At 72.6% G+C, this 22,332-nt stretch carries 21 protein-coding genes; 10 read left to right on the forward strand and 11 right to left on the reverse strand.

Annotated elements, in window-relative coordinates; all coding sequences use genetic code 11:
- Nucleotides 1–2: 2 nt before the first annotated feature.
- Nucleotides 3–1,757 (forward strand): ABC transporter ATP-binding protein, encoded by a 1,755-nt coding sequence (locus ACFYUV_RS36885; RefSeq protein ID WP_387677214.1) that lies wholly within the window; start codon nucleotides 3–5, stop codon nucleotides 1,755–1,757.
- On the opposite strand, the gene ACFYUV_RS36890 is transcribed toward ACFYUV_RS36885, so the two are convergent.
- Nucleotides 1,754–2,629: an MBL fold metallo-hydrolase gene (locus tag ACFYUV_RS36890; protein ID WP_387677218.1), complete on the reverse strand. Its 876-nt coding sequence runs from the start codon at nucleotides 2,627–2,629 to the stop codon at nucleotides 1,754–1,756. The genes ACFYUV_RS36885 and ACFYUV_RS36890 overlap by 4 nt on opposite strands.
- Nucleotides 2,630–2,693: 64 nt before the next feature.
- On the opposite strand from ACFYUV_RS36890, the gene ACFYUV_RS36895 reads away from it, so the two are divergent.
- Both ACFYUV_RS36895 and ACFYUV_RS36900 read left to right on the forward strand, forming a co-directional pair.
- The gene (locus tag ACFYUV_RS36895; protein ID WP_387677221.1) at nucleotides 2,694–3,122 is read left to right on the forward strand and encodes a MarR family winged helix-turn-helix transcriptional regulator; all 429 of its coding nucleotides are present in this window, start codon (nucleotides 2,694–2,696) and stop codon (nucleotides 3,120–3,122) included.
- A 48-nt stretch (nucleotides 3,123–3,170) separates the two neighbouring features.
- Complete coding sequence (locus ACFYUV_RS36900; protein ID WP_387677224.1) at nucleotides 3,171–4,034, forward strand: hypothetical protein; 864 nt, start codon at nucleotides 3,171–3,173, stop codon at nucleotides 4,032–4,034.
- A 31-nt stretch (nucleotides 4,035–4,065) separates the two neighbouring features.
- On the opposite strand, the gene ACFYUV_RS36905 is transcribed toward ACFYUV_RS36900, so the two are convergent.
- Nucleotides 4,066–4,776, reverse strand: coding sequence for a TetR/AcrR family transcriptional regulator (locus ACFYUV_RS36905; RefSeq protein WP_387677226.1), 711 nt, complete (start codon nucleotides 4,774–4,776; stop codon nucleotides 4,066–4,068).
- Nucleotides 4,777–4,909: 133 nt separating this feature from the next.
- On the opposite strand from ACFYUV_RS36905, the gene ACFYUV_RS36910 reads away from it, so the two are divergent.
- Nucleotides 4,910–5,611: an NAD(P)-dependent oxidoreductase gene (locus ACFYUV_RS36910; RefSeq protein ID WP_387677229.1), complete on the forward strand. Its 702-nt coding sequence runs from the start codon at nucleotides 4,910–4,912 to the stop codon at nucleotides 5,609–5,611.
- A 99-nt stretch (nucleotides 5,612–5,710) separates the two neighbouring features.
- On the opposite strand, the gene ACFYUV_RS36915 is transcribed toward ACFYUV_RS36910, so the two are convergent.
- On the reverse strand, nucleotides 5,711–7,777 hold the full coding sequence (locus ACFYUV_RS36915) for a prolyl oligopeptidase family serine peptidase (protein WP_387677232.1): 2,067 nt from the start codon (nucleotides 7,775–7,777) through the stop codon (nucleotides 5,711–5,713).
- Between the two features lie 44 nt (nucleotides 7,778–7,821).
- Between ACFYUV_RS36915 and mshB the strand changes: the two genes are divergently transcribed.
- From mshB to ACFYUV_RS36930, 3 genes are read left to right on the forward strand one after another with little or no spacing between them, the layout of a single operon-like run.
- Nucleotides 7,822–8,751 carry an N-acetyl-1-D-myo-inositol-2-amino-2-deoxy-alpha-D-glucopyranoside deacetylase gene (mshB, locus tag ACFYUV_RS36920; protein ID WP_352325601.1) on the forward strand — a complete coding sequence of 310 codons (930 nt, stop codon included), beginning with the start codon at nucleotides 7,822–7,824 and terminating at the stop codon, nucleotides 8,749–8,751.
- 11 nt (nucleotides 8,752–8,762) lie between these two features.
- Entirely contained in the window at nucleotides 8,763–9,182 is a 420-nt protein-coding gene (locus ACFYUV_RS36925) for a DUF6113 family protein (protein WP_358294410.1), read from the forward strand.
- Nucleotides 9,183–9,199: 17 nt separating this feature from the next.
- A complete protein-coding gene (locus tag ACFYUV_RS36930; RefSeq protein WP_352325598.1) occupies nucleotides 9,200–9,694 on the forward strand; it encodes a flavin reductase family protein in 495 nt (164 codons plus the stop codon).
- An 8-nt stretch (nucleotides 9,695–9,702) separates the two neighbouring features.
- Here the strand turns inward: ACFYUV_RS36930 and ACFYUV_RS36935 are convergent, their stop codons facing one another.
- Nucleotides 9,703–10,314, reverse strand: coding sequence for a TetR/AcrR family transcriptional regulator (locus ACFYUV_RS36935; protein ID WP_387677235.1), 612 nt, complete (start codon nucleotides 10,312–10,314; stop codon nucleotides 9,703–9,705).
- A gap of 53 nt (nucleotides 10,315–10,367) precedes the next feature.
- On the opposite strand from ACFYUV_RS36935, the gene ACFYUV_RS36940 reads away from it, so the two are divergent.
- Nucleotides 10,368–10,709, forward strand: coding sequence for a cupin domain-containing protein (locus ACFYUV_RS36940; RefSeq protein ID WP_387677238.1), 342 nt, complete (start codon nucleotides 10,368–10,370; stop codon nucleotides 10,707–10,709).
- Between the two features lie 148 nt (nucleotides 10,710–10,857).
- Here ACFYUV_RS36940 and ACFYUV_RS36945 read toward each other — a convergent pair whose 3' ends face one another.
- Nucleotides 10,858–11,337 carry a VOC family protein gene (locus tag ACFYUV_RS36945; protein WP_387677241.1) on the reverse strand — a complete coding sequence of 160 codons (480 nt, stop codon included), beginning with the start codon at nucleotides 11,335–11,337 and terminating at the stop codon, nucleotides 10,858–10,860.
- A 52-nt stretch (nucleotides 11,338–11,389) separates the two neighbouring features.
- On the opposite strand from ACFYUV_RS36945, the gene ACFYUV_RS36950 reads away from it, so the two are divergent.
- Nucleotides 11,390–12,052, forward strand: coding sequence for a TetR/AcrR family transcriptional regulator (locus tag ACFYUV_RS36950; RefSeq protein ID WP_387677244.1), 663 nt, complete (start codon nucleotides 11,390–11,392; stop codon nucleotides 12,050–12,052).
- Nucleotides 12,053–12,251: 199 nt separating this feature from the next.
- Here the strand turns inward: ACFYUV_RS36950 and ACFYUV_RS36955 are convergent, their stop codons facing one another.
- On the reverse strand, nucleotides 12,252–13,247 hold the full coding sequence (locus ACFYUV_RS36955; protein ID WP_387677247.1) for a hypothetical protein: 996 nt from the start codon (nucleotides 13,245–13,247) through the stop codon (nucleotides 12,252–12,254).
- Between the two features lie 75 nt (nucleotides 13,248–13,322).
- On the opposite strand from ACFYUV_RS36955, the gene ACFYUV_RS36960 reads away from it, so the two are divergent.
- Nucleotides 13,323–13,745: a hypothetical protein gene (locus ACFYUV_RS36960; protein WP_387677249.1), complete on the forward strand. Its 423-nt coding sequence runs from the start codon at nucleotides 13,323–13,325 to the stop codon at nucleotides 13,743–13,745.
- Between the two features lie 15 nt (nucleotides 13,746–13,760).
- Here ACFYUV_RS36960 and ACFYUV_RS36965 read toward each other — a convergent pair whose 3' ends face one another.
- The 5 genes from ACFYUV_RS36965 to ACFYUV_RS36985 all read right to left on the reverse strand — a co-directional run bounded on the left by ACFYUV_RS36965 (nucleotide 13,761) and on the right by ACFYUV_RS36985 (nucleotide 22,329).
- Nucleotides 13,761–14,612 carry a hypothetical protein gene (locus ACFYUV_RS36965; protein ID WP_387677251.1) on the reverse strand — a complete coding sequence of 284 codons (852 nt, stop codon included), beginning with the start codon at nucleotides 14,610–14,612 and terminating at the stop codon, nucleotides 13,761–13,763.
- A gap of 130 nt (nucleotides 14,613–14,742) precedes the next feature.
- Nucleotides 14,743–17,229, reverse strand: coding sequence for a penicillin acylase family protein (locus ACFYUV_RS36970; RefSeq protein WP_387677254.1), 2,487 nt, complete (start codon nucleotides 17,227–17,229; stop codon nucleotides 14,743–14,745).
- A gap of 119 nt (nucleotides 17,230–17,348) precedes the next feature.
- Nucleotides 17,349–18,659 carry a cysteine--tRNA ligase gene (locus ACFYUV_RS36975; protein ID WP_387677257.1) on the reverse strand — a complete coding sequence of 437 codons (1,311 nt, stop codon included), beginning with the start codon at nucleotides 18,657–18,659 and terminating at the stop codon, nucleotides 17,349–17,351.
- Between the two features lie 16 nt (nucleotides 18,660–18,675).
- Nucleotides 18,676–20,520 (reverse strand): sigma factor-like helix-turn-helix DNA-binding protein, encoded by a 1,845-nt coding sequence (locus ACFYUV_RS36980; protein ID WP_352352886.1) that lies wholly within the window; start codon nucleotides 20,518–20,520, stop codon nucleotides 18,676–18,678.
- Between the two features lie 48 nt (nucleotides 20,521–20,568).
- Nucleotides 20,569–22,329 (reverse strand): UvrD-helicase domain-containing protein, encoded by a 1,761-nt coding sequence (locus ACFYUV_RS36985; protein WP_387677261.1) that lies wholly within the window; start codon nucleotides 22,327–22,329, stop codon nucleotides 20,569–20,571.
- Between the last annotated feature and the right edge of the window lie 3 nt (nucleotides 22,330–22,332).

Here is a 22,332-nt window from a genome sequence, read left to right on the forward strand (position 1 = left end):
CCGTGGCCCGCGAGATCCTGCCGGTCGCCGACCGGAAACAGGTGCGCGCCTACGCGCGCAGGCTGACGCTGAAGTACCCGCGGCAGCTCACCGTCGCCCTGGCCCTGCACGGCCTGGCCGCCGTCGCCGGGCTCGTCGTGCCGTGGCAGCTCGGCAGCCTGGTCCAGACCGTCCAGGACGGCGGCGAGGTCGACGGGCTGCTCGTGGCCGTCGTCATCGGCGCGTTCCTGTTCCTCCAGGGCCTGCTGGTCCGCTTCGCCGTGCTCGCCTCGGCCAGGCTGGGCGAGAAGGTGCTGGCCGAGCTGCGGGAGGAGTTCGTCGACCGGGTGCTCGGCCTGCCGCTGTCCACGGTCGAGCGGGCGGGCGCCGGCGACCTGATCACCCGTACCTCCCGCGACGTCGACTCGTTGTCCAGGACCGTCCGGCACGCCGTGCCGGAGACGCTCATCGCGCTGGTCACGTTCGTGATCACCATGGGCGCGCTGGTGCTGGTCAGCCCGCAGCTCATGCTGCCGATGCTGGTCGCCGGCCCGCTGATCTGGTTCGCCACCCGCTGGTACCTCAAGCGGGCGCGCGACGGCTACCTGCGCGAGAACGCCGCGTACGCCGACATGACCGAGGGCCTGGCCGAGACGGTCGAGGGCGCGCGGGCCGTGGAGGCGCTCGGCCTGCAGGAACGCCGGCGCGAGCGCACCGACGGCGACATCAGCCGCTCCTACGCCGCCGAGCGCTACACCCTGGGCCTGCGGACGCTCTGGTTCCCCGCGGTCGAGCTCGGCTACGTGATCCCGGTGGTCTCCACGCTCCTGGTCGGCGGCCTGTTCTACACCAACGACTGGGTGACGGTCCAGCAGGTCACCGCCGCCCTGGTCTACGCCCAGCAGCTCATCGACCCGCTCGACCGGTTCCTCATGTGGATCGACGAGCTCCAGGTGGGCGGCGCCGCCATGGCCCGGCTGCTCGGCGTGGCCAACGTGCCCGACGACCGCGAGCCCTCCGCGGCCCGCCCGGCCGGCGAGCTGCTGCGGGCCGACGACGTCAGGTACGCCTACCGCGAGGGCCGCGACGTGCTGCACGGCGTGTCGCTGACCGTCGAGCCGGGCGAGCGGCTGGCCATGGTCGGCCCGTCGGGGGCCGGCAAGTCCACGCTCGGGCGGCTGCTGGCCGGCATCCACGGGCCGCGCACCGGCGAGGTCAGCGTGGGCGGCGTGCCACTGGTCGACCTGCCGCTCGACGACCTGCGCGGGCACGTCGCGCTGGTCACCCAGGAGCACCACGTCTTCAAGGGCACCGTCCGCGACAACCTGCTGATCGCCCGCCCCGGCGCGGACGACGCGGCGGTGCGCGCGGCGCTGGCCGCCGTCGACGCGCTCGACTGGGTGCGGGCGCTGCCCGAGGGGCTGGAGACCGAGGTCGGCTCCGGCGGCGCCGCCGTGCCGCCCGCGCAGGCCCAGCAGCTCGCGCTGGCGCGGCTGGTCCTGGCCGACCCGCACACGCTGGTGCTCGACGAGGCCACCTCGCTGATCGACCCGCGGGCCGCGCGCCACCTGGAACGCTCGCTGGCCGCCGTCCTGGAGGGCCGTACGGTGATCGCCATCGCCCACCGGCTCTACACCGCGCACGACGCCGACCGGGTGGCCGTCGTGGAGGACGGCCGGATCACCGAGCTGGGCCCGCACGAGGAGCTGGTCGCCGAGGGCGGCTCGTACGCGGCCCTGTGGGCGAGCTGGCACGGCATCCCCGCCGCCACTCCCTAGGCCACGGGCTCCCAGACCGGCCCTTCGGCCGTGTCCCGCGCGCGGCCGAAGACCACGTCGGCGAAGTGGATGCCGAAGCCGATCGTGTCCGGTCGCAGCAGCTCCTCGACCAGCCGCCGCCGGTGCACGGTCGACTCCACGCGGTCCAGGTCGGAGCCGGCCGGCCACTCGGGACGGCGCACCTGCACGGGGGAGTGCAGGGCGTCGCCGAAGGCCAGCAGCCGCTGTCCGCCCGAGGTGATCGTGTAGGCGGTGTGCCCGGCGGTGTGGCCGGGCGCGAACGTGGCCCGCACGCCGGGGAAGATCTCCTCGCCGTCACCGAACGTCCTGACCCGGGGGGCCATGGTCGTCAGGGCCTCCGCCGGCGTGCCGAAGTCGAGCGTCCGGTGGCGCTCGGTCCATTCGGGCTCGGCGAACAGGTACTCGGCGGACGGGAACGCGGGCCCGCCGGCGGCCGGGTGCCAGGCCCAGCCGATGTGGTCGATGTGCAGGTGGGTGAAGGCCACCGCCTCGACGTCCTCGGGACGGCGGCCCACCCGGGCGAGGTTGTCCAGCAGGTCGCCGCCGCGCAGCTCGCCGATCAGCGGGTCGGCCGGGTCGTCCGGCTGGTGCACCGGGCCCACGCCCGCGTCGATCAGCAGGGCCCGCTCGCCCGCCTCCACCAGCAGGCCGCCGATGCCGGCCACGAGGTTGCCGGTCTCGTCCAGGTGGTCGGCGTTCTCGGCCCAGTCACGCTCGGTCGTGCCCGGCAGCCAGCCGTACGGCTTGAGCCGCACGCTCCCGTCGGGCACGAACGTGACCTTGAGATCGCCGACCCGCAACGACCGGAGGGCGGACGGGCGGCGCAGACGAAGGCTCTCAGAAGTGCTCATGGCGGAAACTTATAGCCAGAACCTTTCAAGTTGCAAACATCCAAGCTTGAGGTAGTTTGGCGGTATGACAATGTCCGAAGCCGAAGCGCGGGCCGCGGCCGAGCGGAACCTCTGCGGCCTGGTGGGCGCGCTCGCCAGGCAGATCGAGGGGCACGTCAGGGAACGCGCGGCCGCGCTCGACCTCACCACCGCCCAGGCGGTGGCGCTGCGCGAGCTGACCGGCCCGATGACCATGAGCGACCTGGCGGGGCGCATGGGGTGCGAGCCCTCCAACGCCACGTTCGTCATCGACCGGCTGGAGCAGCATGGGGTGGTGGAGCGCCGCCCCCATCCCAGCGACCGCCGGGCCAAGCTGCTGGTGCTCACCCAGGAGGGCGCCGGCCTGCGGGAGCGCCTGCTGGGCCTGCTGACCGAGGGCTCGCCGCTGGCCGCGCTCACGCCCGACGAGCAGTCCGTGCTCCAGGAGCTGCTGGAGCGGGCGGCGCCGCGGTAGCGCCTGCCGGGGTTGCGATGATCGTCCGGCGCTGTCAGCATCGTCGGAGTGAGCACCTGGCAGCGCGCCTGGGAAGGCGTGCTCGGACTCCTCGCCCTGCTGGGCCTGGCACTCGTCCTGATCACTACGGTCAGTGACCGCCTGCTCGACATCCTCGCCCACGCCGGCCAGCTCGGCCTGATCGTCATGGGGTTCGGCCTGTCGCTGCGCACCGGCACGCCCAATCTCGCCGTGGGCGCGGTCGCCGCCGCGAGCGCCGCCTTCGTGGCGTCCACGGCGGGCGCCGGGGTGCCGCTGCCGCTGGCGATGCTGCTCGCGCTCGTGCTCGCCGGGCTCCTGGGGGCCGCCATGAGCGCGTTCACGATGCTGCTGACGGCCCCGGCCTGGGCCGTCACGCTCGGGGCCGCCGTCGTGTGCGAGGCCGTGGCCGTCGCGCTGCTCGACGACGGGACGATCCCGCTGGAGACCGCCGCGCTCTATCCCGGCCCGCTCGGGTTCGCCGTGTTCGCGGTCGTCTCGATCGCCGGCGGCCTGCTGTGGAACCGGCAGGAGGTGCGCAAGGAACTCGGCGCCGGATGGCCCGGCGCGGTGCTCGGCCTCGCCGGGTCGAGCATGCTCGCCGCCGCGGGCGGCATCGCGCTGCTCCTGCGCCTCGGGGCGGCGCCCCCGGGCGACCAGGGGCTCTACAGCACCGTGTTCGCGCTCGCCGCCGTCCTGCTGGGCGGCACCAGCCCGTACGGCGAGCGCGCCGGCGTGGCGGGCACCGTGCTCGGCGTGCTGATCCTGGCCGTGGCGCAGGGCCTGCTCGCCTACCTCGGCGCCCCCCTGTGGGTGTTCCTGCTGGTCATGGGGCTGGTCGTGCTGATCGGCCTGGGGGCGTCGAGGCTGCTCGACGCCCTGCGGACCGCCTAGTACTCCAGTACGACTTCGTCCGAACCGCCCGTTAGGCGCCGAGACCCAGCGATCTCACCAACTGGCTGAGTTCGGCGTGGAAGAGCTTGTCCGGCGAGAGTGTCTGGGCGCGCAGGTGGCCGTAGATCTCCAGCGCGACCAGGCCGTGCAGGTGTCCCCAGATCCGCAGCGCCAGGGCCACCCCGGCCGGCGGTAGCGCGGGGAACGCCGGGCGGACCTTGTCGAGCAGGCCCGGGTCGAAGTCGTCCCAGCCGAAGTCGCCGTCCCCGTGCGACCGTTCGGCGCCGCCCCAGGCCGTGTCCGCCAGCGCGGCGATGCCGACGCAGACCCGCCGGGCCGCTTCCGGTGCGGCGCCGCCAGCTGGGGCCCGGTAGCCGGGAACGGGGTCGCCGTAGATCAGCCGGAAGCCCTCGGGGTTGGCCAGCGCCCAGTCGCGGAAGGCGTGCGCCCAGGCTTGGATCCGCTCCGCCGGCCCGCCCTGCGCCGTGGCGGCCCAGGCGGTGTCGACGGCGTCCGCGAGCGCGGTGTAAACGTCCGCGATGAGGACGGTGATCAGGTCATCGCGGGTGGCGAAGTAGCCGTAGATGGCGTTGGCGGTCATGCCCATCTCGCGGGCGATCGCCCGCAGGGTGATCGCGTCGGGGCCGCCCGAGCCCATCAACTCCAGCGCTGTGCGTTTGATCTCCGCGGTCGTCTCGGCCCGCAGTCGCTCGCGTCGTTCGGTGCTCCGGGTGCCTGCCATGGGTTCACTTTACAGCGTCACCCAGCTGATTGCCGTCCATAAACTTCACGGCGTATAGTCACTGCACGGCGTGAGGTCAGTCGGCCTCATCCGTCCATCCGGCATGACCACGGCACGAATCAAGGGGAGAACCATGCACATCGGCGTCATCGGAGCCACCGGCACCATCGGCAGCCGGGTCGTCAGCGAGGCCCTCCAACGCGGACACCGCGTCTCGGCATTCAGCCGGGACGCCTCCGCGATCACCGACCAGCGGGAGAACCTCAGCTGGGCGAGCATCGACGTGCTGAACGCGGCGAGCATCGCCGCTGTCCTGCCCGGCCTGGACATCCTGATCAGCGGCTTCCAGCCCGGGAACGCGGCGAAGAACTTCGCCGACACCGTCCAACGCTCGATCGCGGACCCGACCGTCTATGCGGCTGCCGCCCAGGCCCTGCTCAAGGCATTGGAGAGCCACCCCCGCACCCGGCTGATCGTCATCGGCGGCGCCGGCAGCCTGGAGATCGAGCCGGGCGTCGTCCGAGCCGACCACGAGGAACTCATCCACGCGTCGCTCGACGAACTCGGCCTGCCCCGCCAGTACGCCGCCGCCGTACGCGGCCACCGGGAGGCGCTGAACGTCCTGCGCGCCTCGAATCGGCTCTGGACCTACTTCAGCCCCGCCGAGCAGATCGCCCCCGGTGAGCGCACCGGTCGCTTCCGCATCGGCGGCGACCAGCCCGTGCTGGACTCCGACGGCCTGAGCCGGATCTCAGCGGAGGACGCCGCGGTCGCCCTGGTGGACGAGGCAGAGCTGCCGCACTTCGTCCAGCGCCGGTTCACCGTCGGCTACTGAGCCTGCCGCTGACCCGGTAGCCGCCTACTGGCGTCCGTACGCCGGATCAGCCGCGCCCTGCCGATCCCACCGATCACGCCCCTGCGCAGGCTGCTGACACTAGCCCAGCGCCTTCTTCAGGAAGTCGACCTGGAGCAGGAGCAGGTTCTCCGCCACGACCTCCTGGGGCGTCATGTGCGTCACGCCCGACAGCGGCAGCACGCTGTGCTGGCGGCCGGCCGCCAGCAGCGCCGAGGACAGGCGCAGCGTGTGGGCGGCCACCACGTTGTCGTCGGCCAGGCCGTGGACGAGGAGCAGCGGGCGTTCGAGCTTGGGCGCGTCGGCGAACAGCGAGGAGTTGTCGTAGACCTCGGGCTGCTCGTCGGGGTGGCCCAGGTAGCGCTCGGTGTAGCAGGTGTCGTACAGCCGCCAGTCGGTCACCGGCGCGCCGGCCACCGCCGCGTGGAAGACGTCGGGACGCCGCAGCACGGCGAGCGCGGCCAGGAAGCCGCCGAACGACCAGCCGCGGATGGCCACCCTCGACAGGTCGAGGTCGTCGGGGTACTGCTCGGCCACGCCCTGCAGGGCGTCGATCTGGTCCTCCAGCGCCGGGGTCGCCAGGTCGCCCAGCACCGCCCGCTCGAACGCCGGACCGCGGCCCGGCGTGCCGCGGCCGTCGGCCACGATCACGGCGAAGCCCTGCTCGGCGAACCACTGGCTCTCCAGGAACGCGCCGCGCCGGTTGAGCACCCGCTGCGCGTGCGGGCCGCCGTACGGGTCCATCAGGACCGGCAGCCGGCCCGATCCCTGCTCGTACCAGGACGGCAGCACCACGGCCGTGGCCAGCTCCCGCCGGCCCGAACGCCCCAGCGACACCCGCAGATCGAGCCCCGGACGCTCGGCGTACGACGGGATCGGGACCGCCATGCCGTCGCGCCGCACCACCGTGGTGGAGACGCCCTCGGCGTCGAGGCTCTGCTCCGACAACACGCCGACGCCGCCGGACATCCGCCCCGAGAACACCCCGGACCGGGTCGAGACCGGCAGCAGCGAGTGGCCGTCCCAGGTCCACAGGTGGATGTCGGTCGGGTCGCCGCCGCTGGCGCTGAACAACACGCTGTCGTGGTCGACGTCGAGCACCGACCGGACCTGGAGGGTGGGCGGCGTGACCGCGCGGCCGCCGACGAACAGCCGGTGGCCGCCCTCCGACGTGGCCACCCAGACCAGCGAGCCGTCGTCGAGGTGCGCCGGCACGCCGGTCACGATGTCCACCCAGGCCGGGTCGGTGTCCTCGCGGACCAGCGTGGACACGCCGGTCGCCGGATCGACGGAGAACAGCCGCAGCGTCTTCTGGTCGCGCGTCATCGTCACGATCGACAGCGCGTGGTCGTCCCAGGCGGCCGTCGTGAGGTACTCCTCCTCGAACGGCACCGCCACCCGCGAGCCGTCGAGCCCGAGCACGAACAGCTCGGTGCGGGCGTTGGGCGTGCCGGCCGCCGGGTAACGCTGGGCGACGGCCGGGCGGGACGGGTTGGCCGGGTCGGCGATGTACCAGGTGTCGACCGGCTCCTCGTCGGCCCGCTCGACCAGCAGCGCGTCGCCCGACGGCGACCACCAGTAGCCGCGCATCCGGTCCATCTCCTCGGCGGCGATGAACTCGGCCAGGCCGTAGGTGACGGTCGGCGACTCCGGCGTGGCGAGCACCTCGCCGCGCCCCGAGTCGAGGTCCTGGACGTGCAGGGCGCCGCCGGTGACGTAGGCGACCTGCCGCCCGTCGGGGGACAGCCGGGGGTCGATGACCGCGCCCGGCGTCTCCAGCCTGCGGGTCTCGCCGCTCGCCAGCTCGACGACGTAGAGCGCGCCGGACAAGGCGAAGGCCGCCCTGGTCAGCGCGGCGTCGGCCCCGTAGGCCACCACGCCGCCGGCCGCCTCACGGCTGCGCTCGCGCCGCGCGCGCTCCTCCGGCGGCAGGTTCTCGTCGTCGGCGTGGAGGGTGCGGGGATCGACCACCAGGCGTTCGACGTGGGTTTCGGTGTCGAGCTCCCACAGGCAGGTGACCGGGTCGGTGCCGGACCTCGTCCGCAGGAAGACCACTCGTCCGCCGTCGGGGGAGATCGTGAACCCCCTGGGCACTCCCAGGGTGAACCGGCGGGTCCGTGCCGACAGTCGCGGGAAGCTCTCACTCATGGGCTCAATCCTGCCAGTATCCAGCCATTGTTACGCTCATGACTATGACTGATCGCCGCCTCCTGCTCGTGCACGCCCATCCGGACGACGAGTCGATCGGCACCGGCGCGACCATGGCCAAATACGTCGCGGAAGGCGCCCACGTCACGCTGGTGACCTGCACGCTGGGGGAGGAGGGGGAGGTCATCCCCGCCGACCTCGCCCACCTGGCGGCCGACCGCGACGACCTGCTCGGGCCGTACCGGATCGGGGAGCTGGCGGCGGCCTGCCAGGCGCTCGGCGTCGAGGACCACCGCTTCCTCGGCTCGCCCGGACGCTGGCGCGACTCCGGCATGATGGGCGTCGCCACCAACGACCGCCCCAACGCCTTCTGGCAGGCCGACCTCGACGAGGCGGCCGGCGAGCTGGTGAAGGTCATCCGCGAGGTGCGCCCGCAGGTGCTGGTCACCTACGACGCCAACGGCTTCTACGGCCATCCCGACCACATCCAGGCCCACCGGGTGGCCCGCCGCGCCTTCGAGCTGGCCGCCAAGCCCGACTACGTCCCGGGCGGCCGGCCCGCCCCGCGCCAGGACGAGCCGTGGCAGATCGCGAAGTTCTACCACACGGCCGTGCCCAGGTCCGTCATGCGGCGCACGGCCGAGGCGCTGCCCGGCTCCGGCACCGGCTTCCTCGTGGAGGACGTCGACGACATCCCCTTCGGCAGCCCCGACGAGGACATCACCACCGAGATCGACGCCCGCCCCTGGGTCGGCAACAAGCGGGAGGCCATGCGCGCCCACGCCACCCAGATCACCGTCGACGGCCCCTGGTACGCCCTGTCCAACAACATCGGGCAGGAGGTGCTCGGCGTGGAGCACTTCGTCCTGGCCATCGGCGTGCCCGGCCGGCCGGTGCCCGGGCCGCCGGTCGACGCCGGTGGGCTCGGCGAGCCGCACAACCGCGAGAACGATCTCTTCGCGGGCATCCACTAACCTCGTTCCCCATGGAACATCGCAGCCAGGCGGAGTCGGCGCTGGGCGGGGCGGCGTACGGCATGCTGTTCGTGCTGGGTGTCGTGCTCGGCGTCGTCGGCGGGTTCACGCACGCGCTCGACCAGCTGGGCGCCGTGCCGTGGGTGGCGATCGGGTGGGTGCTCGCGCTGTTCCTCCTCCCGCTGGGGGCGGCCAGGCTCATGCGGACGAAGCTCGCCGCGTTCGCGGTCGGGCTCGGCTGGCTGCTGGTGACGATGCCGTTCACGCTCGAACTCAGTGCCGGAGATCTGGTGATCTCTCAGGGTGCGGCGGGGTACGTCTACCTGTATGGCGGATTGCTGGCTCTCGTGGTGGCGTTCCTGTGCTCGCCCTCGTCCGGTGGGGGTTCGTGGTTGTTGCGGGGATACCCACCTCCAAAGAATCCGACGTAGAGGCATAAAGTAACGTCGTGCATTCCATAGAGCGGCATGTGGACCCGGGAAACTACCGTAAGGTCGTCGGCCGCTTCGCCACGGGAGTCGCGATCGTCACGACCCGGCTCGGCGGTGTGGACCACGCGATGACCGTCAACTCCTTCACGTCGGTGTCGCTCGACCCCCTGCTCGTGCTCTTCTGCGCCGAGAAGGTGGCCCGTTTCCACGACGCCGTGATCGAGGCCGGGGTGTGGGGCGTGTCGGTGCTGCACGCCTCGATGGAGGACGCCTCCCGCTTCTTCGCCCACCGCGGCCGTCCGCTGAACGGGCAACTGGCCCGGTGGGAGCACCATCGCGGGGAGTCGGGGGTGGCCCTGTTCACCGGCGCCCTGGCCACGGTCGAGGTCGCCACGACCGCGGTGTACGACGGCGGCGACCACTCCATCGTGCTCGGCCAGGTGACGGCCCTCGGCACCCCCGCGGACGGCTCGCCGCTGCTCTACCACGACGGCCGCTACAAGAACCTCTGACGCCGCGGCTACGCCTGCCCGGTGCGGCGGTCGTGCCGGTCGAGGGCGGCGACCAGGAGCGCCCGCGCCGACGAGCACATGGTGTCGGCCGCCTGCTGCCGGGTGTATCCGGCGATGTCGGTGAGCCAGACCAGCGACTCGATGCCGGTCGCGGCGCGGATGGCCACCGCCAGGTGGTGCAGGTCCAGGCCGGGGTGGGTGTCGCGGAGCGGGGCGAGGGCGTCCTCGATCCAGCCGACGGCCCGGCCGCCGCGCAGGTGCGGCTGTTCGGCGCCCGGTCGCAGGGACAGGCGCAGCGAGGTGCGCAGCTGTGGTTCCCAGTCGAGGGTGAGCCGGGTGAAGGCGGTCATCACCAGGTCCAGGCGCGCCGCGGGGTCGGCGGGCGGGTCCGGGGGGAGCAGGGAGGTCTGCTCGATCTGCGGGTGCGCGGCGGTCAGCAGGGCGTTCTGGTTGGGGAAGTAGCGGTAGGCGGTGGTGCGCGAGATGCCGGCCGCGGCGGCGGCGTCCTCGACCGTGGGGTCCGTGCCGTCGGCCAGCAGGCGGCGGGCGGCCCCTACCAGGGCGGCGCGGGTGCGGGCCTTCTGCCGGTGACGGCCGGTCTGCTCATATGGTACCGACATGCCCATCATGGTACCGTCGTCCCATGTAGCTGACTCGCCTTGTGAGGTGGTCCATGAGCGCCGATCCCGTGGTCACGAACCCAGGTCTGTACACGGTGATCTTCGAGAACGAACGGGTCAGGGTGCTGCGCTACCGCGACCGGCCCGGCGACTCGACCAGCCCGCACAGCCATCCCGACAGCGTGATGGTCACGCTGTCGTCCTTCAGCCGCCGCCTCACCTCGGGCGCGCGAGAGGTCGAGCTGGACCTGGAGGCGGGGCAGGCGCGATGGGTCGGCGCGCAGGAGCACGCGGGGCGGAACATCGGCGACACCGAGTCGCACGCGATCTTCGTCGAGCTCAAGGAAGAGCCGGGCGGCGTTCCGTCCGAAGCGCCGCTCGGTCCCGCTGTGTGAGGTGACCGGCCGGGTTCGGAACTCGCGGAAGCCCGGGGCGTGTACCGTTCTGCCTTCCTCGTGCCGCTGCCGACTGCCGCAGGCGGGCGCCTTGGCGGGGGGCGAAGACCTCCAGGCGCCCGTCGTGGTTGCGGACTGCGGTCATGGCTCAGGAGGTCTCGGCCGGACGGGGGCCGTTCTGGTGCTCCTCGTCCGCGTCCGCCGTGGCAGGGGCGGGCCGCTCGCGCGGGGGCAGCGGCTGCGTGGTGTAGAAGCGGATCTCGTGGCCGTCCGGGTCGTGCAGGCCGGGCAGGATCCAGCCGATGGTCGCCTCGTGCACGTCGGCGTGGCTGTCGCCCAGGGTGGTCAGGTGGGCGGCCAGCTCCTCGATGGCCTGCTTGTCCGGGACGCCGATGGCGAAGTAGTCGAAGCCCGCGGCGGCCTTGGCCCGCTCCGGGTCCAGCCGCAGCGCCAGTACGGGACCGCCGGCCGGATGGGCGAGCGCGTAACCCATCGGCACGCCCTGCTCGACGAACTCGATGTCGATCTCGTACCCGAACCGGGAGCGGTACCAGGCCAGGGAACGCTCCAGGTCGGTGACCGGGAGCTTGAGGTGGTGCACGCCGTCCAGACGCGGGAGGTGCGACACAGCAATCCCCTCCTTGCAGTTGCACTGCATCGATGCAGTTATACTGCATTTTATGTCGGAGCCCGTCAAGCGTGATCTGCGCGCCGCCCGCATCGCCGCCACCGAGGAGAAGATCCTGGCCGCCGCCACCGAGCTGTTCCTCCGCAACGGCTACGCGGCCACCACCCTGAGCGCCGTCGCACAGTCCGCCCAGGTCGGGGACCGTACCGTCTACCTGCGCTTCGGCACCAAGGCAGCGCTGCTCAAACGCTGCGTCGACGTCGCCTTCGCCGGTGACGGGGCCGCCGTCGACGTCACCGGCCGCGACTGGTACGTCCGCGCCGGCACCGCCCCCACCGCCGAGGAGCGCATCGCCGCCCTGGCCGGGGGCAGCCGCCAGATGGCCGAACGCGCCGGCGACCTGCTGGCCGTCGCCCTGCAGGCCGCTCCCACCGAGCCCGACCTGGCCGCCGCCACCCGGGCCGGACGCGAGGCCACCCGCGCGAACATGCGCGCTTTCTGGGACAAGATGGCCGCCGACGGGCTTCTGGCGGGCGGGCACGATCTCGACTGGCTGACCGACACCACCGCCGTCCTGGTGCACACGGAGACGTACCTGCTGGGGCGGGAGATGCTGAGCTGGGACGCCGACGCCTACGAACGCTGGCTCACCGACACCCTCACCCGCCTGCTGACCCCGACCCCACCACCCCACCCCACAAACGCCCCGCACTGACCGACCCCGGCGTACCCGGTCATGAGCCGGAGGGATGGGAGCGGTGGCGCGGCGTCCCTGCGGGGTTGGCGGCCTGGTTCAGCGGTGGTGCGGCGTCCCGGATGTGAGAGGGCGGTCGCGATGGGTTGTGGGGCGGGGGGACATGATTCAGGCCAGGCGCTGGGGCCTGGCCTGAATCATGCGTTGTGTCGGTCGGGGGTTACTGGGTGGGGGACTCCGGCGGGGTGGGGGTGTCGGTGGGGGTGCCGGTGTCCGTGGAGGTCGCGGTCGGGGTTGGGGTCGGGGTCTCGGAGGGGAGATCCGTGGGCGGCGCGCACGTCGGGATGTCCGTCGGGACGTCCGTGGGGACGTCGGTCGGGGCGCCGGTGGGGGTGTCGGTCGGGACGTCCGTCGCGGTCGGCGTCGGCGTCGGCGTCGGCGTCGGGGTGGGGGTCGGGGTGTCGCTCGCCGGTGGGGCGGGGGCCTGGGCCGGGGCGTCCGGGACGTCCGGGGATTCCGAGACCGAGGTCGACGGCGTGGCGGTCGGCGGTTCGGACGGCGGAAGCGGGGTCGTCGGCGGGGAGGGCTGACAGGTGTACGTCACCGTCTCCGTCGGCCCCGGCACGGTCACCGTCGGGCCGGGCACGGTCACGGTCGGGCCGGGCTGGGTCACCGTGGCGGTCACCGTGGCCTGCTCGGTCACCGTGGACGTCACGGTCGCCGTCGCGCTCGGCGCGGCCGTGGCGGTCGGCGTGGCGGTCGGCGAGACCGTCACGGTGCGGGTCGGCCAGGGGAGCGGCTTGACCTTGACGGCCGGCTTGCCCCGCGCCTTGTACGTGCCCTTGCCCAGCTTCTTCGTGGTCTGCCCGGCCCCGGTGGTGACGGGGAACTGGGCGGTGGCGCTCCTGCAGGACTTGCTCCTGCACACCTTCTGCTTCACGGTGAAGCGGGCCGCTCCGTCGTACTTGACGGACACATTCAAGTACGAGACGCCCTTCTTCTTGACCACCTTCGTCGTGGCGGTGTAATCCCCGACCGAGGGCGTCGCCGTGGGCGTCGCCGTCGGGGTCGCGGCGACGGGTAACGCCACCTGCGCGCCGGAAGGAGAATCGGTGGAACGTAGGGGATCGGTGGCTGATGTCTGGGTGATCGCGACTCCGCCGGCTCCGGCCAGTGCAACAGCGCCGAGCAGCGCGCCCAGGATGGAGAATCTCATAATCCTGCTCTTGTGGGAGATTTCAGGACGCAGATCATTATTCCGACTTGTCAAGATTGGTCAAGACTGAGACGCATGAACAGGCGCTATCGGTTCCGGCGGGCGGTGAACTATGTGAACCTCGCCACCCCGCTCGGCCTCCTCATCTCGATCGTCGGCGGCGCGGCCCGCCGGCCCGGCCCCGACGGGCTCATCCTCGCCTTCGGCTACCGCTACCGCTTTCCCATCGCGGGCGCGTTCACGGTGGGGAACGTCGTCCTGACCAGGCAGGACGACCTCGACGACCGGCTCATCCGGCACGAAGCACGGCACGCCACCCAGTGGGCCTGCTGCGCCGGACTGCCGATGCTCCCGCTCTACCTGCTGGCCATGCTCGTATCGGTGGTCGTGTGCGGGCATCAGGCGTCGTACAACGTGTTCGAGCGGCTGGCCGACCTGGACGACGGTGGTTACCCCCGCGCGCCCGTGTGGTGGCGGCGGCGACGGCATAACGGCTGACCCATTACCCCGGCCTCAATGCTTCGCCCGGCCGAGGCGGGGGCTGAACCGGCCCAGCGCGATCGCCGCGATGGCCAGGGCCGAGATCGCCCCGGCTGACAAGACCGACGCCGTGGACGGCCCCACGACCGCCACCCCCGCCACGGCCAGGCCGGACACCAGCGCGGCCACCGCGACGTACGCCCAGGTGGCCAGGCGTACGGCTCGCAGCCGCGCGCCCTCGGACGGGAGCGTGCGGGACAGCAGCCAGGACAGGGCCGGCAGGAGGAGCACCCCGTGCATGAGCACGGCGTGGGCCGGTTTGAGCGCGGTGGCCACCGTGTAGGCGAGCTGCTGGTTGCCCGTCATCACCGCCACGACACCACGGGCGATCATCACGCCGCCGAAGACCATGGACGCCAGCAGCGTGGCGAAGCCGGCCCGTACGGCCAGACGGGTGCTCGGGGCGACCTCCGGCGCCGGGCGGAAGGCGGCGATCGTCATGGTGATCGCGAGGACGATGAGCGTGATGCCGAACGCGGCCAGCGTGCGGGCGATGGCCGTGTCGAGGGGGGTCTCCATGTTGAAGTGGGACGGCACCCCGCGCCACGCCTGAAGGGTGATCAGCGCCACCTCGACCGTGGAGGCCACCGCGAACGCCCCGAGGACGAACGTGCGGGCACGCAGCCGTAACCACTGGGACACCCAGGTCAGGGTCAGCACGCTCAACCCGAACGACACCCCGAACGTGAACGGCTTGCGCCACGACACGGCCCCCTCCCACGGGCCGCCGGCCACGACGAGCACGCCCAGGTGCGCCAGGCCCACGAGCAGGAGGAAGATCCCGACGGAGTACCAGAGGCGATCGGAGTACCGGAGGCGAGTCATGCGGCCATGCTGACAGCGGCCGGGGGCCCGGCGCGTCGGACCACGGTCTGGCCTTCGACTACGACCACGGTCGTACGCCGGGCCCGCGCAGGTCCTCCCGCCCCCTGGAGGCCGGGACGTGGCCCCGGGGTCAGGGGGTGAGGGTGAGGGTGTGGGCGGCGGCGTTCTTCACCGACTCGGGCTTGGAGTGCATCGGGAGCAGATCGCCCCGCGCCCACGCCTCGGCCTGGTCCCAGTAGTTGTCGTGGAAGGCGTGCCCCGAGGCGCCCGTCAGGTTGATCCAGCGGGACTTGTCCAGGTCCGCCAGGTCGACGACCATGCGCATCGACGGCACCGCCGTGACCCCGTACCCCTTCTGCACGTTCCACCCGGTCGCGTTCACCGCGTCCTTGTTGCCGGGCACGGCGAACGGGCCGCGGTTGAACAGCGCCTCCACGGGCGCGAGGCCCGACGTGCCGAGCGTGCCGTTGACCAGTTCGAGCTGGTGCAGGTCGCCCCACTTCCAGGACTTGACGTCGGTGCCGAACAGCTCCGACAGCTCGTGGTAGGCCGAGGCCATCGCCTGCCGCAGCATGTCGTCGCGGGTCTCGGTGAGGTTCTTGGTGGTCACGTCGTCCCAGAAGGGGTCGTCGGGGGCGGTGAGCAGGTCGGCGACCACGTCGTACCAGCGGTCGCCGCCGCCGGGCCACACCTGCTCGGGCAGGTCGTCGTCGAACGTGAGCATGAGCAGGTGCCGCCACACCGCGTTGTAGTAGGCGGCGGGGGCGGAGTCGAGCCCCTGGGAGTGGTCCCACGTGCGCAGCAGCTCGCGGGCCTGGCGGGCGGGCCCGGCCAGGTCCACCCGCAGCAGCGCGGGCACCAGTGTTTCGGCGAACTCGTTGGAGGTGTCCTGCTGGATGTCCGACATCGTCCCGGCGTCGATCTTGCCCTTGGCGATCGCGGACTCGATGAGCTCGCGGATGCGCTGGGAGCGGTAGCCGTAGGACCAGTCCTTGGTCAGCAGCGGCTGGTAGCGGCGGGGGTCGATGACGGCGTTGTTCGCCGTGACGACGAACCCCTCGGCCGGGTCCTCCACCGTGGGCAGCTGGTCGTAGGGGATGGGCGCGGCCTTCCAGTCGTACTCGCCGGTCCAGCCGGGCACCGGCCAGGCGCCGTCGCCCTTCTCCCGTACGGGGATGCGCCCCGGCGCCTGGTAGCCGATCTTGCCGCTGGTGTCGGCGTAGATCAGGTTCTGGGACGGCACCTCGAACAGCGCCGCCGCCGAGCGGAACTCGGGCCAGTCGCCCGCCTTGTTGAGCGCGAAGATGGCGTCCACGGTCCTGCCGGGGGTGAGGGCGGTCCATTGCAGGGCCACGGCGTTCGCCTCGCCGCTCGGCCGGGCGTCCGCCATCACCTCGTTGATCAGCGGGCCGTGCCGGGTGCTCTTCACGGTGATCGTGACGGGGGCGCCGCCGGCGACCTTGATCTGCTCCTGCCGCGTCTCCAGCTTGACCTGCTCGCCCTTGTACAGGTACGTGTCGCCGTCCACCTTCTCCAGGAAGAGATCGGCCACGTCCGGCCCGAGGTTCGTGAACCCCCACGCGATCTTGTCGTTGTGCCCGATGATCACGCCGGGCACGCCGGAGAAGGTGAACCCGGTGACGTCGTAAGGGCACTGCTCGGACAGCTTCCTGCAGTGCAGCCCGGCCTGGTACCAGACGGACGGCATCTGCGGGGACAGGTGCGGGTCGTTGGCCAGCAGCGGCTTGCCGCTGGTGGTGTGCGCGCCGGAGACCACCCACGAGTTGGAGCCGATGCCCTCGCGCTCCTCGCTGCTCATCGTGCTCGGCACGGCGTCGAGCGTCGCGGCGGCCTGGGAGAGCGCGCGCACACCGCCGATCCGCGGCTCGGCCTGCTGGTCGTAGCGGCCCTGGGAGAGCGCGCCCTCGCCGACGATCGGGGAGTGGCGGTCGTACGGGTAGCCGGGGTAGAGCTGCTCGACGCGCTCCTTGGGCAGCTTGGTCAGCGCCAGGGCGCGGTCGATCTCGTCCTCCATGTTGGAGCGCAGGTCCCACGCCATGGCCTTCAGCCAGGCGACGGAGTCGACCGCGGTCCACCGCTCCGGCCGGTACTCGCCGTTCTGCAGCTTGAGCACCGAGTATTCGAGGCTGCGGTCGGAGGCGTTGGGGTTGGCGTCCAGCCAGGCGTTCACGCCCTTGGCGTAGGCGGCCAGGAAGTCCTGGGTCTGCCGGTCGAGGGCGGGCAGCTCCTGCTCGGCCACCCGGCGCCAGCCCATGGTCCGCAGCGCCTTGTCGTTGCCGAGCGTGGCCTTGCCGAACAGCTCGGAGAGCCGTCCGGCGGTGGTGTGGCGGCGGAAGTCCATCTCGAAGAACCGGTCCTGGGCGTGGACGAAGCCCTGCGCCATGAACAGGTCGGCCGCAGTGTCGGCATAGATATGCGGAATCCCCGATTTATCGCGATAAATCTCGACCTTCCCGGCCAGACCGGGCAGTCGCAGCGTCCCGTCCACCTGCGGGAACGACTTCCGCACCGTGTACACCAGGACCCCGGCCAGCACGAGCGCCAGCACGACAAGCACGGTCAACACCCGGGCGAACCACCGGAAAGGCCACGGCATCCACGCAAAGGGTCTCACCGATACCTCCATCTTGCCGAACTGGAACAAGTCTGGCAGTACCGGCTCACTGCTCCAGCCGTTTCAGACGGCCGGAGCGGCCTCGCGCGGAGGGCTTCCGATCAGCGGGCCCAGCTCTGGCCCTCCGGGGTGTCGGTGACGCGAACTCCCAGGTCGGCCAGCTCGTCCCGGAGCCGGTCGGCCGCCGCCCAGTCGTTGGCCGCCACCGCCCGCTCCCGCTGCGCCAGCAGCTCGCCGGCCCCGGCGGGCGGCACCCGCGGCTTGCCGATCTCCGTGGACAGGTCGAGCGCCAGCACCTGGTCCAGGTGCAGGAACGTCTCGAACTTCGACCCGGGCGCCACCGACTCGTCCAGCTCCAGCTCCCGCAGGACGGCCAGCGCCGCCGGGGTGTCCAGGTCGTCGTCGAGGGCCCCCCCGACGCGCTCGGCGTACGACGCGGCCATGGGCGCGCTGGGCGACTCCGACCACTCGGCCACCCGCGCCCGCCACCGCCGCACCGTGCGGTCGGCGGCCCGCAGGACGTCCCAGGAGAGGTCGAGCCGCTCCCGGTAGCGGTGCCCGAGGAAGGCCAGGCGCGCCGCCAGCGGGTCGAGCCCGGCCGCCACCACGTCGGACAGCAGCACCGCGTCGCCCGCGGACTCCGCCATCTCGCGCCCGTCGAACAGCGGGCGCTCACCGTGCACCCAGTGGCGCACCACCTCGTGGCCGGTCGCCGCGTCCGACTGGGCGCGCTCGGCCTCGTGGTGCGGGAAGCACCGGGCGGCGTCGCCGACGTGCAGGTCGATCCGTTCGCCGAGGAAACGCAGCGACAGCGCCGAGCACGCCACGTGCGGGCCGGGCAGGCCCCGGCCCCAGGGCGCGTCCCGGCCCTGGTCGCCGTCGGCGGGCCGCCACAGGGCCCAGTCGGCGTGGAAACGCCGGTGCGGATCGGCGGCGACCGGGTCGGCGGGCTTGAGATCGTCCAGGCCGGTGCCGGAGATCTCGCCGTACGCCGGGAACGTCCGTACGTCGAAGTACACCGAGCCGTCCGGCGCCGGGTAGGCGTGCCCGCGCTCGACGAGCCCGGCGATCAGCTCGATCATCAGGTCGACCGTCTCCCCGGCGCGCGGCGCGTGCTCGGGCGGCCGCAGGTTGAGCGCGGCCGCGTCGTCGACGAACGCGTCCTCGTGGGCGCGGACCGTCCCCCCGGCCTCCCCGTCGGGACGCCCGAGGTCGGCGACGTGCCGGCAGGCCACGACCCGGGTACGCCGCCCCTCCAGGACCCTCCTGACCAGGTCGGACAGCACGTACGTACGCAGGTCGCCCAGATGGACGCGGCGGTGCAGCGCCGGCCCGCACGTGTACACGCGCACCGCCCGCCCGCCCGAGATCTCCTCGACCTGCCTGGCCCGGGTGTCGTGGATCCGCAACATCACCCGAGCCTAGCCCTCACCCGCCGAGGAAGCCGAGGATGTCCCTGTCCCCGCGCTCGCGCAGCCGGGCCAGCACCTCCTCGCGGGTGGCCGTGTCGGGCAGCCCGATGCGGGCCCCGATCAGCCGCAGCCCCTCCATCTCGGAGTGCACCGGCGCGGTGTAGCCGATGAGGTAGAGCGCCCGGTTCAGCGGCGGCATCGCCACGGCGGCCGCGGGCAGGTAGCGGGTCAGCAGCTCGCCGCCGTCGGAGACGGTCAGGAACACGTGGTCGCCCTCGCTGGCCTTGAAGTCGGCCAGCACGTTGCGGATCGACCCCATGGTCGGCTGGTTGTGCCAGCTGATCACCACGTCGCCCGAGGGCGTCGAGGCGGTCAGCGACCCGCCGGGAGCCATGCCCAGGTAGGCGGCGAACCCGGTCGGCAGGGGCGAGCCCGACCCGCGCAGGTGCTCGGCGTTGACGTCCACGCGGTGCCACCACCGTCCGTCGCGGGAGCGGAAGCTGCGCCGCGTCTCCGAGACGTCCTTGCGCGGCTGGTACGGCTCCGACTCCCCGGTCGGCGACGTTCCGGCCACCCTGATCCAGCCCCGCTGCGTGCGCTCGAACCCGGGGCCGCCCGAGTAGGCGCGCACCGAGCTCTCGCTCACGTCGTAGCGGGAGGTCAGGTTCGTCACGATCGTGCTCACCGAGGCCTCGCCGCCGGCCCGCTCGATCTCCCTGGAGATCATCTCCCTGATGCCCAGGTACTCGTCGCCGCCCCACCTGGTCAGCCCGTACTTGTTCCGGTCCACCCGGCGGAAGCGCTCGTCGGCGGTGAGCTGGTTGCGGATGCCGACCAGGCTGTAGTCCTCGCCGATGCGTTCCTGGATCTCCTCGGGCGACAGCGGCGTGCCCGCCACCGCCAGCACCGCCTCGGCCTTCTCGTTGATGCTGCGCGGCCAGGGCACCACGTGCCGGCCGAGCACCCGAAGCTGCGGCACGGCGAGGATCCACCGCTCGGCGACGTCCTCGCGGACGCCGAGCTGGGCCACCATGGACACCGCCTCGTCGAGCGGCCGCGGCCCGTCGGTGAACAACTGCCGCGTCTTCTCCCGCAGCTCGTCGGCCCCGCCGGAGACCAGCCACCCGTCGGCCTGCTCGTAGCCGGTCAGCAGCGTGCGGACGAACCGCCACGCGGGGATGCCCAGCGTGCGCAGGTCGCCGCGGTGCCACGGCACGGCGGCCGCGAGGTCGTCGGCCGGGACCGCCGACCCCAGCCTGCCCCTCAGCCACGTCACGTGCGCCACCAGCCCCGCCGCCTCCGGCGAGCCCAGCCAGGCCTCCACGTGGTCGCGCAGGTCCCGCTCGATCTGCCTGATCCGCTCGCGGGTGACCGAGAAACGCTGCGCCAGCTCGTCGAGCGTGGCGCGCTGTGCCGCGTAGAGCCGGTCGCGGGCGATGGCGCGCTGCCGGTCGTCGAGCGCGGCGAACACCGCGTCGATCAGCTCGGGAAGGGGTTTGTCGGGCCGGGCCGGGACGGGCAGGGCGGCGGGCGCGGGTTCGAGCAGCCGCTCGAACACACCGGTGAACAGCTTCTGCACCACGTCCTTGCCCAGCGACTCCGGCGTGCGCTCGGCCTCGGCTGGGTCGGAGAAGCGCAGCAGCGGCAGGATGTCGCCGAGCAGCAGGTGCCCCCAGCAGGCCACGGCCAGATCGGCCAGGTGACCCGCCACGGTCTGCGTCCCGACGATCGCGCACGCGCGGTCGAGGGGGATCGCCTGCCACCAGGCCTCGGGCAGCTGGGGCTCCTCCACGATCGGCGCGATCTGACCAGGGGAGGTCCAGCGCAGGGGTGGCGCGAGGTCGCTCAGGCTGAGGTTCATTGAGGTCCAACCGGCAAAGGGAAGATATCCGCAGTTCAGACTATGTGATCAGGGGGACAGAAATGGGCTCCCCCTTCCGGAATGCGAGATATAGAGCATCGTTCGGGCCCGTGTGCAGGCGACGAACAGTATGCTCCGCTCGCGTTGCAGCGCCCGAGCCCGCGCGGCCGGCTCCGCGGGCAGCGGTCCGGGCACCACGCCCTCCGCCACGCCGACGAGCGCCACCCGTTCGAACTCCAGGCCCTTCAGATGCTGGAAGGTCGCCACGCGCACGTCCAGCCCGTCCAGCGCCTCCCGGGCGGACCGGACCAGCGTGGGGGTGCGCGCCCCGACGGCGATCTCGCCCTCCGGCACGCCGTCCGCCAGCCAGCCGCCGACCGTGGCCCGCAGCCCGGCCAGTTCGGACTCGGGTGTGTCGTACGCCCGGACCACCGGCCGCCGGCCGTTGTGCGTGGCGCGGTAGCCGAACAGCTCGGCCACGCCCTTGACCAGGCCGTTCGCCGGGCCGCCGCCGCGCAGCCGGACCACGTAGGACAGGATCTCCTGCGGCAGCCGGTAGGAGATCCGCAGGTCGTGCTGGACGGCCGGGATGCCCACCGCGCCGAGCGCCACCCGCGTGTCGGTCACCCGCTGGTGCGGGTCGCCCACCACGAACAGGTCGTCGTGCGCGTGCGGCGCCGCCGCCCGCAGCAGCCGCCACTGCGCCGGGCTGATGTCCTGCGCCTCGTCCACCACGATGTGCCGGTACGGCTTGCGCCCCGGCTCCACGTCGTCCAGCAGGTCGCCGGTCGTGATCGACAGCAGCCTGATCGCCTCGTCGGTGAGCTGGGCCAGCGACCGGGCCCCCGGGCCGACCAGGGCGGGACGGCGTCCCTCCGCGTCGGCGACGATCCGCACGGCCAGGCGCTCGGCGTTGTCCACCTCGACGCGCTTGCGCACGGTCTCGTCGTCGATCAGCACGTCCAGCCGGCCGGCCAGCTCCTCGGCCAGGCTCTGTGAGAACGTCACCAGCAGCACCGGGCCGCTGCCCCGCGCCGCCAGGTGGGCCGCCCGGTGCAGGGCGATGATCGTCTTGCCGGTGCCCGCGCCGCCCACGACCAGCACCGGCTGCTCGTACCGTCCGGCCCTGGCCAGCCGGTGCTGCGTCGGGTGCAGGAACGTGCACCAGTCCGGGGCCCCGAGCACCCGGTCGAGCTCCACCTTGTCGGCGGCGAACACCGCGCGGTCCGGGCTGCGCAGCAGCGCCGCATGCAGGTCGTCAGGGTCGATCGCGCCCGTCTCCTCGTCGCGGGCGCGCCAGTTGTCCAGCTCCCGCCACGCCTCCGACAGCGTGCCGCCCCTGGCCAGGACGGCCAGCGGCGCGTACTGGGTGGGCGGCAGCAGCGGTTCGAGCGCGGCCACGTCGGCCTCGGTGGAGATCAGCCGGACCAGGGGCAGCGCGTGCACGTCGATGCCGAGTGCGAGCAGGTCGCCGTCGCAGATCTGCTCGAACAGCCGCGAGGGGCGGGCAGACCTGCGTAAGGCGGGTTCGACCCGTTCCAGGGTCTCGGCGTCCCACTCCTCGACGACGCCGATCACGGGGTTGACGCCGTACCGGTGACGCTGGGCGTACGACCACGCCTCCGGATCGGGCCGCACGGCGAGCAGCCAGTAGACGTCGCGCTGCCGGACCACCACGCCGCGATGCCCGTCGGCCAGGCGCAGCGTGGCGACCTTGGCGTCCCGGCAGCCCCGCACCCGCTCGGGGTGCGGGGCTCCGGACACGTTCAGCAGGAACCGGCGCAGCGCGACCACGGCGTCCCTGCGCACCGG

Source organism: Nonomuraea sp. NPDC003560 (genome assembly GCF_042878785.1).
GTDB lineage: Bacteria > Actinomycetota > Actinomycetes > Streptosporangiales > Streptosporangiaceae > Nonomuraea.

Bases quoted from the DNA above. Each gene is read 5' to 3' on its own strand.
- ACFYUV_RS36970 (WP_387677254.1), bottom strand. From the start codon at position 17,229: ATGCCGTGGCCTTTCCGGTGGTTCGCCCGGGTGTTGACCGTGCTTGTC.
- ACFYUV_RS36935 (WP_387677235.1), bottom strand. From the start codon at position 10,314: ATGTCGGTACCATATGAGCAGACCGGCCGTCACCGGCAGAAGGCCCGC.
- ACFYUV_RS36890 (WP_387677218.1), bottom strand. From the start codon at position 2,629: ATGAGCACTTCTGAGAGCCTTCGTCTGCGCCGCCCGTCCGCCCTCCGG.
- mshB (WP_352325601.1), top strand. From the start codon at position 7,822: ATGACTGATCGCCGCCTCCTGCTCGTGCACGCCCATCCGGACGACGAG.
- ACFYUV_RS36940 (WP_387677238.1), top strand. From the start codon at position 10,368: ATGAGCGCCGATCCCGTGGTCACGAACCCAGGTCTGTACACGGTGATC.
- ACFYUV_RS36905 (WP_387677226.1), bottom strand. From the start codon at position 4,776: ATGGCAGGCACCCGGAGCACCGAACGACGCGAGCGACTGCGGGCCGAG.
- ACFYUV_RS36975 (WP_387677257.1), bottom strand. From the start codon at position 18,659: ATGTTGCGGATCCACGACACCCGGGCCAGGCAGGTCGAGGAGATCTCG.
- ACFYUV_RS36960 (WP_387677249.1), top strand. From the start codon at position 13,323: ATGAACAGGCGCTATCGGTTCCGGCGGGCGGTGAACTATGTGAACCTC.
- ACFYUV_RS36950 (WP_387677244.1), top strand. From the start codon at position 11,390: ATGTCGGAGCCCGTCAAGCGTGATCTGCGCGCCGCCCGCATCGCCGCC.
- ACFYUV_RS36980 (WP_352352886.1), bottom strand. From the start codon at position 20,520: ATGAACCTCAGCCTGAGCGACCTCGCGCCACCCCTGCGCTGGACCTCC.
- ACFYUV_RS36915 (WP_387677232.1), bottom strand. From the start codon at position 7,777: ATGAGTGAGAGCTTCCCGCGACTGTCGGCACGGACCCGCCGGTTCACC.
- ACFYUV_RS36925 (WP_358294410.1), top strand. From the start codon at position 8,763: ATGGAACATCGCAGCCAGGCGGAGTCGGCGCTGGGCGGGGCGGCGTAC.
- ACFYUV_RS36955 (WP_387677247.1), bottom strand. From the start codon at position 13,247: ATGAGATTCTCCATCCTGGGCGCGCTGCTCGGCGCTGTTGCACTGGCC.
- ACFYUV_RS36895 (WP_387677221.1), top strand. From the start codon at position 2,694: ATGACAATGTCCGAAGCCGAAGCGCGGGCCGCGGCCGAGCGGAACCTC.
- ACFYUV_RS36965 (WP_387677251.1), bottom strand. From the start codon at position 14,612: ATGACTCGCCTCCGGTACTCCGATCGCCTCTGGTACTCCGTCGGGATC.
- ACFYUV_RS36910 (WP_387677229.1), top strand. From the start codon at position 4,910: ATGCACATCGGCGTCATCGGAGCCACCGGCACCATCGGCAGCCGGGTC.